This window comes from Candidatus Nitrosopumilus sp. bin_32a (assembly GCF_054095935.1).
The window spans coordinates 378,663-395,236 of record NZ_JBSWSN010000005.1 but is presented as its reverse complement, the minus strand read 5'-3'; the positions used below and the strand labels follow the sequence as shown (position 1 = coordinate 395,236).

The window sequence follows — 16,574 nt, the reverse complement described above, 5'->3', positions numbered from 1 at the left end:
TCAATTTTGATATAAACAATATGATATTGGTAAAACTCATGAATATTATATTGAAAAATTAACATTATTTTCAATGTTATCTGTATGGTTTCGTGTAATTAGAGTAAAATTTCTTCTAGCATCAGTAATTGCTGTTTCTGTTGGATTGGCATTGAATTGGTGGCAAAGTTCCTCATTGGATATTTTGACTGCCGGATTGACTTTTGCAGGTGTGATGTCACTTCATGCAAGTGTGGATTTGTTAAACGATTTTTGGGATTTTAAGCGAGGGATTGATACTGCAACTGTTCGAACTAAAATGAGCGGTGGAACTGGAGTTTTACCTGAGGGTTTACTCAAACCCTCTTCAGTATATAGAGCGGGAATTGCATTTCTGATACTTGGAACTGTCATTGGTGGATACTTTGTAATTACAGATGGTATTACAATTGCAATTATTTTGGGGTTTGCAATTTTGTCTATCTATTTCTATTCTACTAAAATTGTTGATTCTGGACTAGGCGAATTTTTTGTCGCAGTAAAGGGCTCCATGATTGTTATTGGAACCTCTTTTATTCAATCCGGACAAATTACAACTGAATCAATACTTGCAGGAATTGTTGTAGGTTCTTTATCTTCATTGGTGCTTTTCATCGCATCATTTCCAGATCATGATGCTGACAAATCTAAAGGACGAAAAACTTTGGTAATCACAGTAGGTAAAAAACAAGGTGCAAAATTATTTTGGATTTTTCCAATTGTATCTTATTTGGCAATAATTGTCGGTGTTTCAGCACACCTTTTCCCTGTGTTTTCTTTGATTAGTTTTCTTAGTGTACCTTTAATGTTTAAATCTGGACTTGGCTTGCAAAAAAACTATGATTCAGTTGAGGATCTTGTCCCATACATGTCTTCAACTTTGATGTTTGGCAGAATCACTGGTGCATTGTTTGTTGTTGGTTTTTTAATTGAATTTTCAGTTGAATTATACCCCTTGACATAAATTTAGTAAACTATTGAATAATCATATGATTTTAGGTTCTGCCAGTTCTGAAGGGACTCGAAAATTTGCTAAAAATTCAGGCGTGAATGAATCTAATTTTAAACAATTTGAAAATCTCTCTCTCTCAAATGTCGGTATTGGGACATATCTGGGAGATGCTGATGCAAAAACAGATCAACTCGTAACGAACGCTGTCAAGCAATCAATCTTATCTGGAATTAACGTAATTGATACTGCCATAAACTATAGATCTCAAAAAGCAGAACGTTCTGTAGGAAAAGCAATATCTGAACTAATTCAAGATGGTAAAATTACGCGCGATGAGTTATTCATTAGCTCAAAAAACGGCTATGTCACAAATGACGCAGATGTCAATCTAGGTTTTTGGGAATATGTAAAAGAGGAATACTCTCAAAAAGGCGTAATAAAAGAGGGTGATGTTACATCTGGATACCATTGCATGACTGTACAATATCTATCTGATCAATTAGAACGAAGTTTGAAAAATTTGAATCTTGAATGCCTTGATTTACTTTATCTTCATAATGCTGTAGAGGGCCAAATCAAAGATGTGTCTAAAGAAAAATTTTTGGAGAATTTAAAATCTGTCTTTGAACTATATGAGCAAAAACGAAAGGAAGGAAAAATCAGATTTTATGGCATGGCTACATGGGAATGTTTTAGAGTTCCATCTGACAATTTGCAATATCTATCACTAGAAGATACTGTTAATTTAGCAAAACAAGTCGGAGGTGAAAATCACGGCTTTAGATTTATTCAATTGCCGTACAACATGAATTATGATCAAGCATTGCTTGCAAAAAATCAATTGCTTGGGGGTGAACATGTATCCATTTTAGAATCGGCAGTGAGATTGGGTATTGGCGTATTTACCAGTGTTCCATTCATGCAAGGCAGATTGCTGACTCCTGGAACGATGCCTGAATTCAATGAACTAAAACCCTCTTTACGTGCTTTGCAATTTATTCGCTCTACTCCTGGCGTTTTAGCTCCCCTGGTTGGCCAGAAATCTGAAGATCATGTTTCAGAGAATCTTGAAATTATGAATATTCCTTTGTTGTCTGAAGATGAATTTCTTACATTGGTAAAAAAATTAACTTCGTGAGTTAATCCGCCTTAAAATTCTGTATAAAGATAATAAATGAGTGTAATTTAGGGTCATCGTAATTTGTCTGCTAAAATTTATGATTATACAAAAATCTGTAATTCTGTATTTACAATTGATCCTAAAATTAGATTTGTTGGCGTAATTAATGAACGTGGCCGATTGGTTGCTGGCGGTATGAAGGAAAATGTCGAACCATTAGAAAGTGAAAAAGATGACGAAATGATTTTCATGGAACTTGCATTGCGTGTCAAGATGAGAAAAGAGTTTGATAAACAACTAGGACCAGTTAATTTTGCAATGGCTTCTCGTGAGCGTGCTCTTGCAATAAGTGTAATAATTAATGATGATATTTTGTATGTAGTGTCTGAACCTGATACTGATTATGGTACACTTCCAAAGAAAATCCTTAAAATAATTAATTCTTAATTTGATCGAATTTCCAATTTTGGAATTTTATGATCTTCTTAATTAACAATAAAAATTAATTTTTTAACGTGACTTTTGATGAAAAACTTGATTTTGATTATTTGGCAATGTCTGATTTAATTAATGAAATTGGCTCTATTGTACAAGATACATTTGATCAGGGGCATGACCATTTGTCATCTTCTGATATAGAACACATTCTTAAAATTACATCTGATGTCATTTGTAGAATAAAATCACAAATGCATGAAATTACAATATGAATTACTGCCATGACTGACATGAACTTGTTTGCAAAATAAAATAAACGCCTCTTACTTTTGGTGGCTCTGTCTGTGAATGGTTAGTTTGTGAGAGATGTTTTGGGAATCTGGAATTTGTTGGTGCAGTTCAAGAAATAAAATCGATTACTTCATTAAGAAATTATATGGAAATTCGATTACACATTGAGCATCTGTCTATAATGACCGGTACAGTTACAAAAAAACTCATAAATCATCTCATAGCCAATTAAACTGAATTAATCCTAAATGAAACTATAAATTGAATTTAAGAGAGGAAAATTTGTGCCAGTAGATCCTGTATGTGGAATAGAACTAGATGAGGAGTTAGCATTACTTCATGATCATAATGGAAAAAAAGTATATTTTTGCTGTTCAGGATGTAGACGAATTTTTCTCAAAAAACCTCGAAAATATAAAAATAATATTTAGATTGGAAACGCTCCGCACATTCTGCAAAATTTAGATTTTCCTGCATGATGTTTGCAATATGGGCATGTTTCATCTGATTTAGGATCATGTGGGATACCGTACAATTTTTTAAAAATTTCATAATAATGCATTGATTCTCTACTTCTAATTACCACTCCGTCTGTTTTTTCCACAGTCAGTTTTTTTTCAACAAATTGTTCTTCACCTACTATGGAATCAAACAGATTTGTCAGCCCTACAGTTCCGGCACCCTCTTGCATTGGAGATTTGTCTCTCCATGCAATTTGTGATGGGATCTTTTTTTCAAAGGTTTTTCGTAAAATCCACTTTCCGTGTCTTTTTCCATTTTCTTCTTTGACTTTGAGATTAACTGGGATTTTTTCAGCCAATTGAATCACTTTATCATTTAGAAATGGCGATTCTATCGTTATTCCTAATGCTCTGCCTATTTTTTCTGTTGGAAAATGCATTACTGAACATATCCTTTTAATCTCTTTTTCTAATTCTTCTTCAGATTTATTTATGAGGAAACTATATCCTGCAAATAACTCATCTGCACCATCTCCTGTAACTATTGATTTTTCTCCATTCTCCTTTGCCCATTTAATTGCTAAATACATTACAACATTATTGCGAATTTCAATGTCGTTAAAATTTTTTAAAATTTTAATTGTTTCTTCTATTGCTTCTAGAATTTGTTCTGTTCTAACATTGTAAATTGTTAATGGCAGTTCCATTTCCTTTGAAATCATTTGGCAATATGTCAAATCAGACGAAACAAAATCTTCTGTAATTATTGCCACTGTTTTTGGTTTTCTTGGTTTTAAAAAATATGCGACAATAGAGCTATCTAATCCTCCTGACAATGATATCAAATTTGATTTGCACTCATTACATGATTCTTCTATAACACTGTAAAGATTTTGAGAAAATTCTTCCAACATACTCGATGTTATTTTGAAATTAAAATAGCTATGCCTAATGATGTTGAATGGAGGCATTCTTTTTCTATTGCAAACTTTAAATCCTTAATTGCATTCTTGAGGGATAGTGCTACTTCCTGCTGAAATTGAATCTAAAACGTTAATTCCTGCATTACGGGCAATTCTTGCTAAAAAACTTGCAGAAGATCATGACATTCGAGAAGATGAAATTTCTAAAATGCTGGGAGTCACACAAGCTGCAATAAGCAATTACATTAGAGGCACAAGAGGTGATCCTTCTTTAATTGCAAAACTTTTGGCAGAAAAACAAGTTGCAATAATGATTGATGAACTATGTGATGGCCTTTCTTCAGACATGGCATATACTCCGTCAAGTCTTTCTAAATTCATTGGACTGTGCAACTATATCAAATCTAGTTTACTAATTTGTGAGATACATCATAATTTAGAATCAAACATTGACGAACAAGTTTGCAAAGAATGTGAAAATATGCTTCTTAAAGGTCCTGGAAGCGTTTACTAGTTTTTAATTAATATAATTTCAATAGTTGATGTCATATCTCCAATTCCTGCAGCAGATACAGTATCTAAATTAATTTTTTGAACATGTGAATTGCCTTTGAGCATTTTTTCTGTAATGATGTTTGCCACTGCAACTGCGTTTGGTATGTTATTGCCAGTTGATTTTAAAATTATTTTCTTTTTCTTTCCTAATATCTCTAATACTTCTATGGCTGATTCCATAACTGGATAATTTCCAATTTGTATGATGGCTTGTTCAGACCTTGCTGTCTGCTCTTGACCACTCAGTTTAGTTGTCTCTTCCATGAGCATTATTCAATATTTAGAAATTTTATGTTCTTTTAAGTTTTATCGACCATTGATTCATTTTTCAAAGTAATCAATTGGTATGTTTTGATAATCCCCATTAGGTAGTACTCTTCTAATTGTAATTGGGATTACTCTTTGTTCTAGTTCTTCCATTGAAATATCTAATGAAATTCTAGCATTTTTTGGAATTGGGATAAATGGTGGTGCTCCCAATGATAATTGTAATGCTCTTGCTCCCATAATTCTTGCTTTTTCAAATCTTGTTAATGTCGGTGGACCAATTGTAATTTTATTTTTTTCACAAGGAATTTCTACTGGTTCATGCTCTTCAATTTTCTCAATAATCTCTCTTTCTTCAATTTCTTTAATTCTTTTTTCAAGAGCCCCTTGTTCTTTTTCAGTTAATGGTTCTACAAGATCTTTTCTATCTATTAATTTTCTATAGGTATCTAATGCTTTGTTTAATCCTGCATTCTCTTCAACTAAATCCAGAACATCTTCATCAGGTTGTGGAGCTTCTATTGATTCGGATTCAACTGGATCAGATTCAACTGGATCAGATACAATTGATTCAGATTCATTAACATTAGACAAGTAAGAAAATTTCCTTAAAACGTTATATAATCTAATCATTTTAAAGTACGAATTGAGTACATCCTCAGTCTCCAGAAAACAGCTTATTTTAGAAATTCGTGGGAAAGCAAAAATACCATGTGATCTAAAACGACACTTGTCACCAAGAACTGTTGGAACTATCATGAGATCTTTGCCATTAGAAGGTCATGCACATTTACTTGGAAAAAGTATTTTGTATTTTGAATCTAATATTGATTCTGGAATTGAAAGATCTAGAACTGAATTTAAAAAAGGCGATGTTGCATTTTTACCCTCTACTGGAAGCTTGTGCTTTTTTCTAAATGATACAGTATTTTCAAAAACTATGACTCCTATAGGAAAACTCGCTGAAAATATTGATGCCTTAAAGGATGTTAAATCTGGGGATGTTTTTTGTATCTATGAAGAAACTGCTTGATACAAATGATGACCTGAATAGCCGCCAATTCTTTTTACGATTCCTTTACTTGTTGACTCTTTTAGAAATGCATTTGCTGCTGAAATTTTAACTCCTGTTTGTCTTGCAAGATCTTGAACTGTAATAACTTTGGAATTTTGAATAATCTTTAATGCTTGTTGTTCATTTACGATAACTACAATTTCAGCTTTCTTTGGTCCGCCTTCCCCTTTGTCTTTCTTTTTCTTTGTATCCTTGATACCTGAAGCTTTAGTTTTAGTATCTGATGATTTGTCTTTACTTCCACCTTTCTTTGCTCCAGCCATGATCTTAGAAAAAAATATTCCTCTTATAAACGATGAACCGATTTCATAGAAACGTCATTATTAATAATACCAAACCTAAAAATTAATTTCAAGTATAAATAACATCTTGATTACTATTCTATATGGGAATAGTATCAAAAGGAGCAAAATGTAATTTTGAAGGCTGTGATCAGGATGGTGCTCGTTCTCTTAACACTAGTAAAGTTGAAGCAGCTGGATTACGTGTAAATTCATCTGGAAAAAAAACAGTTCTGTGTAAAGAACACTATAAAGAATACAAGAAAGAATCAAAAGATGATCGTGATCTTGAACGTGCTCGATTTGACAAGTTTTAGTTTTTCTTGGATTTTTTAATTTTATGTTCAGGATTTTTGAAATAATCGTCACTTAGCTTTTTGTATAATTTGTCTAGTTTTTTGTACAGTCTTTTTGGTTTTCTACTCTTTTGATTACTCAGGGCATATAATGCAAGAATTGGAAATGCTATGGTGGCATCAGCATAAACTGTGACCATTCCGTTGTGTGCGTCTTGGACTTTGCCCCAACTCTTTCCTTCTTGTAATGTTGCTCCTGACAACCCTCCTGTGTCTGGACGTGCATCTGTGATTTGAATAATATAGTCTTGTCCGCCGTCATCTCTTTTTAGAATTTGATCTAAAAGCGGACCTGTTTGCTGAGCTGTATTTTTTGGTACTCCTCCACCCAATTCCAAAATTCCTGATTTTTTAGAATCATACAAAATGGCTGCCTGTTCAATTATCTCCCTCACAAAATCCAAATTGTATCTTTTCCCTGCTAATCTATGAACTGCTAAATTTAATGCCAATGAAGAATCCTTCATTGTTGAAATGTACACTGGAACGTCGTAATCATATGCTGCTGTAATGAAACTTTTTTCGGGATGTTTTGCTTTTTCTTTGCTTAATTTTCCCATTAAATTACAAAATTCTGCAGTAGTAAATGGTTTGTCTGGGAAATCATCTCCAAACATTTTTTGAACTAGTTCATCTTGAGCTTCTAGTGTTTCATGAAATTTGATATACACGTCTCTGATTCTCACAATCTCATTCTCATACAACTTCATATCATCTACATCAAAACTTCCTTGTTTTACAGGTAAACCCCAAGCAAAATGATCTTCATGATATACATTAGCCCCTGTTGTAACAATCCAATCTACGAATCCTCTTTCAATCAAAGTTTTGATTATTCCCCCAAATCCTACCGGTGTCATTGCACCTGAAACTGTCAGGCAAATTGTAGCATCTTCTTTGATCATTTTTGCGTAGAGTTTGGCCGCATCTCCTAATTGTCGTCCATTATACCCTGAACTTGCAAAAACATCTACCAAGTCCTCGATTGTCATTTTTGGATCTAGTTTGATGTGAGGAATATCTTTGCCATGAAACTTGTGAGGATCCATGTCTAAAAAATTAATTTTTCAGTAAATAATGCTATCGAATTCATTTTGATGGAAACATGTGTTGATATCATTACTTATTTAGGAATAATTTCAAATAATGCAGAATGAATATTGTGGATTTACATGATCCTAAACGTGTAGACAGAACTCCTGATGCCGTTGAAATTTTATTCTCCTCTGGAAATTTCATCCAAGATGATTTCAAAATTTCAAAAGTAGAATTACGACTTTATTCAGAACAAACTGATGAAAAATTAGGTGCTTTTTCTTTAATCACCTCTTTTGTTGAGACTGATAAAGGATCTATAGAAATGATTTATGATGAAGGGTTTCGTGGTGAAAATCCTCTTTTGAGGGCAAGTAAATTCCTTACATCAAATTTAGGCATCTCTGGATTAATTCTCCGGTCAATAATTTCATTGAGAGAAAAATCAAATTAATTTTTGATTCTCTCTAGCCTCGAATTCGAATTTATTTGCCATTTAATTTGATGACACAGAGAATTTCTACTGATGATTTCTGCTTGTTCCTTAAGTAGAATTTTTCATTTTTTGTTTTCATGAAACAAAGCAACAAAAAACATTCATTGCTATTTGCGCTACCTGTGCTGGCAGTTCTTGTTTTTGGTTCAATAGGAACTACTAGTGTATTTGCAGATACATACAATGGTTTTATCCCTGCCACTGTTTCATCAGAAACTACTGATGCATTTTCTGATGTATCTATGGCATTTCCAGATAGACAAACCGAACTGAAATTTGATGGTGAGACTAACGGGTGGGCAATTATTGCCGGTCAAGCATTCCCATCAAAAATTGTTCTTGATGGAAATGCAGTTCATCAAAATAATGGAGTTTGGAAAGTAACATCATCTGCAAAAATTACTGTAGGTGATAGAGAAAACATTCCATTGGAGTTGAAAGGACAAGCAGTACATGGAAAACTCCGACTACATGGAACCGGTTCATTGAATGGTGATGATACTTTTAGAATTATTCTTAGAGGTCATTATGCTCCTGTAAATGATTCTCCAAGTGAGTTCGTTCTTGACTTTTCCACTGCTAAAGTCCAAAACATGGATTCAGGTTTGAGAATTCCTTTATTCCAACATGGAATAATTGATGTCAAACCAGTGATTTCAACAGTAGACGATTTAGTATCTGATTCGAACGTAGAGGAATAATTCCTTTATTTTTTTATTTATTTTTTAATTAAATATTTTACCATATCTTGCCTTGTTTTTTCAATTGGTTTTTTGCATTTTCTGAAATAGTATCCAATGTATCTGAATCATAATTGGCTCCTTCAAAATTTATGGATTCTAGTACTGCTCCATCCAAATTCGTATGTCTTAGATTAACACCGCTAAGATTTGCATTACTCAAATCAGCATTTCGTAAATCTGCATAAAACAAGTCTGCTCCTCTAATGTCTGCCCCTCGCATATCTGCTCCATACAAATCCGCATCCCATAGTTTTGCACTGGACAAATTTGTTTGTTGCAAATTGGCTCCTCGCATTTTTACATAAAACAATATTGCACCACTTAAATCGGCCTCACTAAGATCAGTGCAACTCAAATCGGCATTGTGTATGTCTCTGTTTTTCAGATTTACCCCACTCATATTGGAATCTGAAAAATCTCTTCCAATCAATTCTTCGTATTCGAAATTAATTTTTGAAAGATTCCTTTTTCTAAAAACGTCTGATGGGTTCATTATCTAATTTTTTTATCGATATAGTACATTTGAATTTAGATCTAAAATGTGGTTTGAGAGGCCTACTTGTTGTATAATTCTAATTCTTGTAAAATTTTACCCATTGTGTGCTTCCATCTTCGCATTTCATCAATCCCGTGCGGCCTGTTTTTTTCTAACTCTTTCTTTTCTTTGAGTAGTTCCTGATGTCTATGTTCATCTTTTCTACCTTGCATGAGTTGTTTGTATTGATTCTGAATAAATTTCAATAGTAACTCTGGACTAATCGATCTTCTGGAGTTTCCTCATGCTGTTGAGATTTTTGAGAATCGTATATTTATGCCCGTTTTAATATGTCTAAACATGCGTATATTGCAACTTCATTGTGATCATATTGAATACACTCCTACAAAAAAGGAAATTCAGTCAGCTGAAGATGTTGAAAATCCTCAGACTCAAAGATTGGAAGAACTTGTAGTGGCATTTGTTGCAATTGAAAATGGCGATGATTCTTCAGTGGCGCAAAATGCAATATCTCAGATTAAATCCTCCATGGAAAAAATTGGATGCAAAAAATTATTGTTATATCCTTATGCTCATCTTAGCTCAAATCTTGCAAAACCTTCAACTGCAATTGCATTGCTTGGCGAAATGGAAGAAGGCGCATCCGAACTTGAAGTATCACATTCTCCGTTTGGTTGGACAAAATCTTACAAAATTCAAGTAAAGGGCCATCCTCTTGCAGAAAGCTCCAAAGTTGTCACAAAAGATTCTGCAACTGCAAAACCTGATGAAGAATTAACTTCTGATGCTCTTAAAGGTGAATCTAAAATTCGCTCATTTTGGAAAATCCTTTCCCCTGATGGAACAATGACTAACATTGGTGATTTTAATTTCTCAAAATATCCAAAATTAGAAATTTTAGCGAAATACGAATCTGCGAAAATTCGTAAAGTGGATCAACCCCCACCACATGTTGCATTGATGAAGAAAATGGGCATTGCAGATTATGAGCCTGCATCTGATTCTGGAAATATGAGATTTTATCCTAATGGCCGTTTGATCAAATCATTAATTGAGAGATATGTCACTGATAGGGTCAAAGAATATGGTGGATATGAAGTTGAAACTCCAATCATGTATGATTCAGAACATCCAAGTATGGTTAGTTACTTTAACCGATTTCCTGCAAGACAGTATAATATTGACTCTGAAGGCAAAAAACTCTTTTTGAGATTTGCTGCATGCTTTGGACAATTCTTAATGGCCAACCAATACCAGCTATCTTACAAGAATTTGCCATACAAACTCTATGAATTAACTCGTTATAGTTTTAGACGCGAGCAATCAGGAGAACTAGTTGGTTTAAGGCGATTAAGGGCGTTTACCATGCCTGATTGTCATGCATTTTGCAAAGATATGTCCCAGGCAGTTGACGAAATCAAGATCAGATTTGATCTTTCTCAAAGCGTTCTTCGAGAACTTGGAATAGATGAAACTGATTATGAAATGGCAATTAGATTTACTGAGGACTTTTACAATGAGAATAAATCATCAATAGAGGAATTAGTCAAAAAACATGGTAGGCCTGTTCTTGTTGAAATGTGGAAAGAGAAATTCTTTTACTTTGTATTGAAATGGGAGTTTAACTTTATTGACGGTCTTGGAAAAGCATCTGCTTTATCGACTGACCAGATTGATGTTGAAAATGGAAATAGATATGGAATTGATTTTGTTGATGAAAACAATACAAAACAAAATCCAATAATATTACATAATTCACCCAGTGGCGCAATTGAGAGAATCATTTATGCTTTGTTGGAAAAAGCTGCAAAAGATTCCTATGAGGGAAGAAAACCACAATTTCCACTTTGGCTAGCCCCTACACAAGTTAGAATCATCCCACTTAAAGAAGAATTTAATACATTCACTGATGCTCTAACTGATAAAATTTCAGCCAACGACATACGTGTAGATATTGATGATAGAAATGAAAGTATAGGAAAAAGAATTCGTGAAGCTGAAAAAGAATGGATTCGATATATCTTGGTAATAGGCGATAAGGAAGCAAACTCTCAAAATCTTAGCATTCGTGATAGGCAAACTGGTGATGTGCGAGAATTATCCTTTGATGATTTTATTAATGAAATTAAAGAACAAACCAAAGGAAAACCTACAACCGGTTTGAATCTTCCAAAGTATCTCTCAAAGAGACCTAATCTGATGGTGTAAAAAATGAGTTATCTTGATCTATACATGAACAACAATCCGCTAATTACTTCCTCTGATGATGATTCAGAACCAGTAGCTACGATATTCGGAATTCCTTTTGATGCCACACACTCATACAAGCCTGGCTGCAGGTTTGGACCTGACGCTATTCGTGACTCTTTTAACAATATTGAGATATTTCATCCTGAACTCGGTGTTGACTTGGAAACCGTCAACATTGAAGATCTTGGAAATACTCGTCACACTGTAGTTGCATCTGAAATGATTGACATGGTGAAAAAAATCACCACTGAACTTGTTGCAAAACAAAGACAATTGTTCATTTTGGGCGGTGAGCATTCTATCACATATGGTACATACACTAGTTTTCCAAAAGAAACTGGATATGTTGTATTTGATGCTCATTATGATTTGCGTGATGAGTTTGCCGACATTAATCTAAGCCATGCATCTTACTTGAGAAGAATTGTTGAGGAGAGGGGCGCTGAAAATATTTTACATGTTGGTGCAAGAGCATTTGTTAAAGAAGAACTTGAATTCCTTACTGAAAATAAAATTAAAACAATTACTGACAAACAAATCCGAGAAGGCAAAGGTCCTGGCCTTCTAAAAGATCATATTTCTACATTTGATACCGTTTATTCTAGTTTTGATCTTGATGTTTTAGATCCTGCATATGCTCCTGGTGTCGGTAATCCAGAAGCTGTGGGAGTTACCTCAAGAGAACTCTTTGACATGATTCATACTTTACAGGAAACTAAGGTTACTGGAGTGGATATTGTAGAATTAAATCCTTACCATGATAATGGTGCCACTGCTTCTTTGGCTGCAAAGATAATCTCTACTCTTATTGCAATCAATTTATCTCAAAAGAACTGATTTACTTCCTATCTGGAAATTTAATTTTATACAGATTGAATAAAATTGTAAAATATCAAATTCTTCTGATTGTAAATTTAATCAAATATCTCGTGATACTATTTAATAATACTATCATACTTACGTAAAATATTATCATTGCTTTAATCTGATAAATTTTCATGATTTGATGAATTTTAAGCCTATTTTGCCTAGATTTTACTCCTACTCACTTTATTAGATGGTATTTTGGGTGTATCTCGTGTTAAATAATCTGAGAGATATTCTAAAGCCTACTTTAGAAAAAATAGGCAAGGGATTTGCATCCACTGGTCTATCTGCTAATTTTTGGACGTTTGTAGGATTGGCATTTGCGTTATTATCTGCAATTGTATATGGAATGGGAATTGAATTTGGACTAATTTTTGGTGGTATTTTGTTACTTGTTTCTGGATTTTTTGATATGGTTGATGGACAGGTGGCAAGAGTTACTGGAAATACTTCTAAAAAAGGCGAATATCTTGATTCAATGTTTGACAAGATATCTGAAGTTGCAATATTTTTGGGAATTTTAATTGGAGGCTATGTAGAACCTTATCTGGTATTACTTGCAATCACATTATCATTATTGGTAAGTTATGCAAGATCAAAATCTGATATCATAAACATAAAACTTCAGGGAATTGGAATTGGCGAGAGGGCTGAAAGGCTTTTGGCAATTGCAATTATTGGAATTATTGGTTTTATGGATTATGCTGTGATCATTGTAGTGATAATTGCTGGAATTACATTGATACAAAGAATGATTTACACTGCAAAAAACATCAAAGAATGATCTGGCCTCTTTTGAGTATTGGCAATACGCTTAAGTTCATAATTCTTGTAGTAAATTCATGACAGATGATGGATATGAAACAATATCGATTGAATCAAAAATTAGAGAGGGTGTTTTTCATAAAGTCATTAAAGACTTGGAAAGTGGAAAAGCTGTCTCTTGTTCTTGTAAATGTTGGAGCAAAGGAAAAAAGCCTTGTGTGGGCATGAGAACTGTTGGCTATGAAAGTTGATTTAATTAGATTCTAAACTCTATTTTTCACTATAACCTTCGTCTTTTAGGCTCAAAATTCCTAGTTCCTGATCTTATGATTTGTAATATGCTTGGATGCAATACTGAAGCCTTTACTCAGGTGATGTTTTATCATTTTGAAGAATGCTTTAGAAAACCATTTTGTAAGGAGATCATGAGATTTTGTACTAATCATGCTAAACAAATTTCAAGAGATGACTGTCATATTCGGATTCAAGTTATGAATTGAGAAAGATAGAGTTAGGACTCAGCGATAAGGACTATCTTGATTTTCTATCTCTCTGTATTGAAGAAGAATTATCTGTTGAGGATAAACTCAAGAATATTATTTTGTATCCTCTGATTATTTATAGAAATAGAAGAAAGATGAGGAATGAGAAATTGATGTGATGATAGGCTAAAATTAATTGAATTACTATGGTGTCAAAAGTTTGAGTTTAAAGAATAATACTAACGGAGTTTTCCTCGTTTTCTTCTGCTATCTGCAGATCTAATTTTTAAAATTTTGAAGTGAATTGCACATGAAATACAATAATGTTTCAAAACTGTTGGAGATGCAATATATGCGCCTTGTGCACGTAATTCTTTTGCCAATGTATGCTCTACTAGATTTAATTTTGATGTGACTTTTTTTGCCTTGTCTTTTGGAACAGTTTGTCCACAGTTTGTACATTGTACAGTACCTGAGGATCCTTTTCCTCCTTTTGTACGTCCTCTACTTGCACGCTTAAGTGGCATGAACATGAGCAAATTTGCCTACTTATATTCTTGTAGAATTTTCTCAAAATTTAGATGTTCTGTGCCTGTATTATGGACAAAAACCCTGTATGTTTTAATCCTAGATCGAATAAATTCTATTGATATATCATGCGTGGTTTATGTCATACTTGTTTTAGATCTGGAGTTGAAGTGGTAATAATTCACGGTGATATAATTTGCCAGGATTGCATAAATGAAAAAAATGCAAAAAACTAAATCTGAATTGATTAAATCTAAATGAAATGAAATTATCTGTTTTCTCTCATTGTGCATTAGATACAATAACTCTTGATGGAAACAACTATGAGCAAATTGGTGGGGCTGCTTGCTATTCTGGTATTACTGCAAGACAGTTGAAATTTGATGTAGATTTGTTTACAAAATTTGGTCCTGATTTTCCAAAACAATACTTGGATGAACATAAAATTAATCTTGTAAATTCAGAATCTCAAAAAAATACCACAAAGTTTGCTATTTCTATCACTGGTTCGGATAGAACTTTGAAACTCGAAAATGAATGTGAAGAAATTTATTACTCTCACAGTAGTGCAGATGCTCATCTTGTAAATCCTATTTATCATGAGATATCTGATGATACGTTTAAAAAAATTAAACGTGATTCTAATTTTCTTTTTGTTGATCCTCAGGGATTTTTGAGACGAAAAGATTCTCAAAATAATGTTTTTTTAGAAAAAACCAATTTGGACTTGTTTGATGTTAATGCAATTAAAGTAAATCCTGAAGAATCTCAGCATATTGTTAGTGGAACTCATGATGAAATGATGTTGGCATTGCAGAAAAAAGGAATTGAATATGTGATATTAACTGACAAGGCAAATGTTTCGTTGTTGGTAAAAGATAAAATTTATTCTATAATGTTGCCTAACCAGCAAATTTATGACACTACTGGCATTGGTGATATTTTCTGTTCTGCATTTACTTGTACGATGCTCAAAGAGAAGGACTTTTTGTGGGCACTTTGTTTTGCTGGGGGTGCTGCACAAGCTGCATTGGAATCCAAGAATGTGGGATTGCAAAAAATTCCTAAAAAAGGAACAGTGCAAACTAATGCCTCATATTTTTATAATTTGGTAAAATTTCGAGATTTGTGATACATTATTCTTTTATTGAAGAGAATTGACTGATTCTTCTATGCAAATAGGCATTTACGGCTCTGGCAGTACGGATTCTGCTGCAAAATTGATTAAAAAAATTCTGGATGAATCTGGAATTAATTCATTTACGATTACAAAATCAAAAAGCAAGCAAGCTGACTGTATTATTGTTCTTGGTGGTGATAAAGGTGTAAGAAATTATTTTCATCGAACTTTTGATTCAACTTTACCTGTATTGGGCATTAGTGAAGGTGAGGCTAGTGGGTTTTTAGCTCAAATTGAACTTCGAGAGTTTTCAACATATGTTAATGTCTTGAAAAAACAAAACTACACTGTTGAGGAAGTTCCTCGACTTGGTGTAAAAATTGACGGGAAAAATGTTTATCCTGTGTTAAACGATGTGGCCGTTTTCTCATCAAAGAGTGCCATGTTGATGGAGCATTCCTTGCGAGTTAATGGTGATGAAGTATGGCATGATAACAGTGATGGGATTATCGTGTCTACTCCTATTGGTTCTTCTGCATATTCAATGTCTGCAGGGGGTCCTGTATTGTTCCAAGATTCTGCAGTGTTTGAAATAATTTCTGTAAATTCCCTGGATGTAACTCGTAGACCAATAATTGTTTCAAATAGCAGCTCAATTGAGATTGATGATATATCTGCCAGAGTCCACTGTGAGGCGATCCTTGATGGTCTTGATAGGTATAAAGTAACTAAAACTGTGGAATGTTCTCAATTTTTTCCTCCTGCTAAAATTATTAGATTAAAAAAAGATAGAACTGCAATCTCTGCATTAGCGAAAAAAGTTCATCTTGCTGAAGAACTTCTTAGCATGCCTCCAAGCTCCAAACTTCTCTTGAAAACTTTGGAGTATGAAGGTAGTTTAACTCAGAAAGATCTTGCAAACAAAACATTACTTCCTGATAGGACCGTTAGATTGGCACTTAGTCATTTGCTCAAGAAAGGTTATGTTAAAAAGAAAGTTTCAATCCGAGATGCAAGGCAGAAAATTTATGAAATTTCAAAAATTGAATAATTCG

At 33.5% G+C, this 16,574-nt stretch carries 24 protein-coding genes; 16 read left to right on the top strand and 8 right to left on the bottom strand.

The window, feature by feature from the left end:
• The first annotated feature begins 73 nt into the window (after window positions 1–73).
• The 5 genes from ACW9XH_RS07300 (at window position 74) to ACW9XH_RS07280 (ending at window position 3,250) form a co-directional block, all read left to right on the top strand.
• Window positions 74–982 carry a UbiA family prenyltransferase gene (locus ACW9XH_RS07300; protein ID WP_457759981.1) on the top strand — a complete coding sequence of 303 codons (909 nt, stop codon included), beginning with the start codon at window positions 74–76 and terminating at the stop codon, window positions 980–982.
• Window positions 983–1,007: 25 nt separating this feature from the next.
• A complete protein-coding gene (locus ACW9XH_RS07295; protein ID WP_457759980.1) occupies window positions 1,008–2,108 on the top strand; it encodes an aldo/keto reductase in 1,101 nt (366 codons plus the stop codon).
• A 63-nt stretch (window positions 2,109–2,171) separates the two neighbouring features.
• Window positions 2,172–2,537 (top strand): DUF6659 family protein, encoded by a 366-nt coding sequence (locus ACW9XH_RS07290; RefSeq protein ID WP_457759979.1) that lies wholly within the window; start codon window positions 2,172–2,174, stop codon window positions 2,535–2,537.
• 68 nt (window positions 2,538–2,605) lie between these two features.
• A complete protein-coding gene (locus ACW9XH_RS07285; protein ID WP_457759978.1) occupies window positions 2,606–2,800 on the top strand; it encodes a hypothetical protein in 195 nt (64 codons plus the stop codon).
• A gap of 303 nt (window positions 2,801–3,103) precedes the next feature.
• Window positions 3,104–3,250, top strand: coding sequence for a YHS domain-containing protein (locus ACW9XH_RS07280; RefSeq protein WP_457759977.1), 147 nt, complete (start codon window positions 3,104–3,106; stop codon window positions 3,248–3,250).
• Here ACW9XH_RS07280 and ACW9XH_RS07275 read toward each other — a convergent pair.
• Entirely contained in the window at window positions 3,247–4,194 is a 948-nt protein-coding gene (locus ACW9XH_RS07275) for an asparagine synthase C-terminal domain-containing protein (protein ID WP_457759976.1), read from the bottom strand. The two genes, ACW9XH_RS07280 and ACW9XH_RS07275, sit on opposite strands and share 4 nt — an antisense overlap.
• Window positions 4,195–4,300: 106 nt before the next feature.
• Between ACW9XH_RS07275 and ACW9XH_RS07270 the strand changes: the two genes are divergently transcribed.
• The gene (locus ACW9XH_RS07270; RefSeq protein ID WP_457759975.1) at window positions 4,301–4,717 is read left to right on the top strand and encodes a transcriptional regulator; all 417 of its coding nucleotides are present in this window, start codon (window positions 4,301–4,303) and stop codon (window positions 4,715–4,717) included.
• On the opposite strand, the gene ACW9XH_RS07265 is transcribed toward ACW9XH_RS07270, so the two are convergent.
• Window positions 4,714–5,028 carry a DNA-binding protein gene (locus tag ACW9XH_RS07265; protein WP_457759974.1) on the bottom strand — a complete coding sequence of 105 codons (315 nt, stop codon included), beginning with the start codon at window positions 5,026–5,028 and terminating at the stop codon, window positions 4,714–4,716. The genes ACW9XH_RS07270 and ACW9XH_RS07265 overlap by 4 nt on opposite strands.
• 51 nt (window positions 5,029–5,079) lie before the next feature.
• Window positions 5,080–5,658, bottom strand: a complete 579-nt coding sequence (locus tag ACW9XH_RS07260; RefSeq protein ID WP_457759973.1) for a DNA-directed RNA polymerase subunit K — start codon at window positions 5,656–5,658, stop codon at window positions 5,080–5,082.
• Between the two features lie 13 nt (window positions 5,659–5,671).
• Between ACW9XH_RS07260 and ACW9XH_RS07255 the strand changes: the two genes are divergently transcribed.
• Entirely contained in the window at window positions 5,672–6,058 is a 387-nt protein-coding gene (locus tag ACW9XH_RS07255) for a cyclophilin-like fold protein (protein ID WP_457759972.1), read from the top strand.
• On the opposite strand, the gene ACW9XH_RS07250 is transcribed toward ACW9XH_RS07255, so the two are convergent.
• On the bottom strand, window positions 6,040–6,363 hold the full coding sequence (locus ACW9XH_RS07250) for a MarR family transcriptional regulator (RefSeq protein ID WP_457759971.1): 324 nt from the start codon (window positions 6,361–6,363) through the stop codon (window positions 6,040–6,042). The genes ACW9XH_RS07255 and ACW9XH_RS07250 overlap by 19 nt on opposite strands.
• Before the next feature lie 122 nt (window positions 6,364–6,485).
• Between ACW9XH_RS07250 and ACW9XH_RS07245 the strand changes: the two genes are divergently transcribed.
• The gene (locus ACW9XH_RS07245) at window positions 6,486–6,698 is read left to right on the top strand and encodes a hypothetical protein (protein ID WP_457759970.1); all 213 of its coding nucleotides are present in this window, start codon (window positions 6,486–6,488) and stop codon (window positions 6,696–6,698) included.
• Here ACW9XH_RS07245 and ACW9XH_RS07240 read toward each other — a convergent pair.
• Window positions 6,695–7,786, bottom strand: a complete 1,092-nt coding sequence (locus ACW9XH_RS07240; RefSeq protein WP_457759969.1) for a homospermidine biosynthesis protein — start codon at window positions 7,784–7,786, stop codon at window positions 6,695–6,697. The two genes, ACW9XH_RS07245 and ACW9XH_RS07240, sit on opposite strands and share 4 nt — an antisense overlap.
• A 104-nt stretch (window positions 7,787–7,890) precedes the next feature.
• On the opposite strand from ACW9XH_RS07240, the gene ACW9XH_RS07235 reads away from it, so the two are divergent.
• On the top strand, window positions 7,891–8,226 hold the full coding sequence (locus ACW9XH_RS07235) for a hypothetical protein (protein ID WP_457759968.1): 336 nt from the start codon (window positions 7,891–7,893) through the stop codon (window positions 8,224–8,226).
• Window positions 8,227–8,345: 119 nt separating this feature from the next.
• Window positions 8,346–8,969, top strand: coding sequence for a hypothetical protein (locus ACW9XH_RS07230; protein WP_457759967.1), 624 nt, complete (start codon window positions 8,346–8,348; stop codon window positions 8,967–8,969).
• Between the two features lie 37 nt (window positions 8,970–9,006).
• Here the strand turns inward: ACW9XH_RS07230 and ACW9XH_RS07225 are convergent, their stop codons facing one another.
• A complete protein-coding gene (locus ACW9XH_RS07225; protein ID WP_457759966.1) occupies window positions 9,007–9,504 on the bottom strand; it encodes a pentapeptide repeat-containing protein in 498 nt (165 codons plus the stop codon).
• Between the two features lie 62 nt (window positions 9,505–9,566).
• Window positions 9,567–9,752 carry a hypothetical protein gene (locus ACW9XH_RS07220; RefSeq protein ID WP_457759965.1) on the bottom strand — a complete coding sequence of 62 codons (186 nt, stop codon included), beginning with the start codon at window positions 9,750–9,752 and terminating at the stop codon, window positions 9,567–9,569.
• Window positions 9,753–9,846: 94 nt separating this feature from the next.
• On the opposite strand from ACW9XH_RS07220, the gene ACW9XH_RS07215 reads away from it, so the two are divergent.
• From ACW9XH_RS07215 to ACW9XH_RS07200, 4 genes are all read left to right on the top strand, one after another.
• On the top strand, window positions 9,847–11,715 hold the full coding sequence (locus ACW9XH_RS07215) for a threonine--tRNA ligase (protein ID WP_457759964.1): 1,869 nt from the start codon (window positions 9,847–9,849) through the stop codon (window positions 11,713–11,715).
• Window positions 11,716–11,718: 3 nt separating this feature from the next.
• The gene (gene speB, locus ACW9XH_RS07210; protein ID WP_457759963.1) at window positions 11,719–12,594 is read left to right on the top strand and encodes an agmatinase; all 876 of its coding nucleotides are present in this window, start codon (window positions 11,719–11,721) and stop codon (window positions 12,592–12,594) included.
• A gap of 241 nt (window positions 12,595–12,835) precedes the next feature.
• Window positions 12,836–13,408: a CDP-alcohol phosphatidyltransferase family protein gene (locus tag ACW9XH_RS07205; protein WP_457759962.1), complete on the top strand. Its 573-nt coding sequence runs from the start codon at window positions 12,836–12,838 to the stop codon at window positions 13,406–13,408.
• A gap of 58 nt (window positions 13,409–13,466) precedes the next feature.
• Window positions 13,467–13,640, top strand: a complete 174-nt coding sequence (locus ACW9XH_RS07200; protein WP_457759961.1) for a hypothetical protein — start codon at window positions 13,467–13,469, stop codon at window positions 13,638–13,640.
• Between the two features lie 470 nt (window positions 13,641–14,110).
• Here the strand turns inward: ACW9XH_RS07200 and ACW9XH_RS07195 are convergent, their stop codons facing one another.
• Window positions 14,111–14,398 (bottom strand): 30S ribosomal protein S26e, encoded by a 288-nt coding sequence (locus tag ACW9XH_RS07195; protein WP_457759960.1) that lies wholly within the window; start codon window positions 14,396–14,398, stop codon window positions 14,111–14,113.
• A 263-nt stretch (window positions 14,399–14,661) separates the two neighbouring features.
• Here ACW9XH_RS07195 and ACW9XH_RS07190 point away from each other — a divergent pair, with 263 nt between their 5' ends.
• Window positions 14,662–15,531 carry a PfkB family carbohydrate kinase gene (locus tag ACW9XH_RS07190; RefSeq protein ID WP_457759959.1) on the top strand — a complete coding sequence of 290 codons (870 nt, stop codon included), beginning with the start codon at window positions 14,662–14,664 and terminating at the stop codon, window positions 15,529–15,531.
• 40 nt (window positions 15,532–15,571) lie between these two features.
• Window positions 15,572–16,570 carry an NAD(+)/NADH kinase gene (locus ACW9XH_RS07185; RefSeq protein ID WP_457759958.1) on the top strand — a complete coding sequence of 333 codons (999 nt, stop codon included), beginning with the start codon at window positions 15,572–15,574 and terminating at the stop codon, window positions 16,568–16,570.
• Window positions 16,571–16,574: the final 4 nt, after the last annotated feature.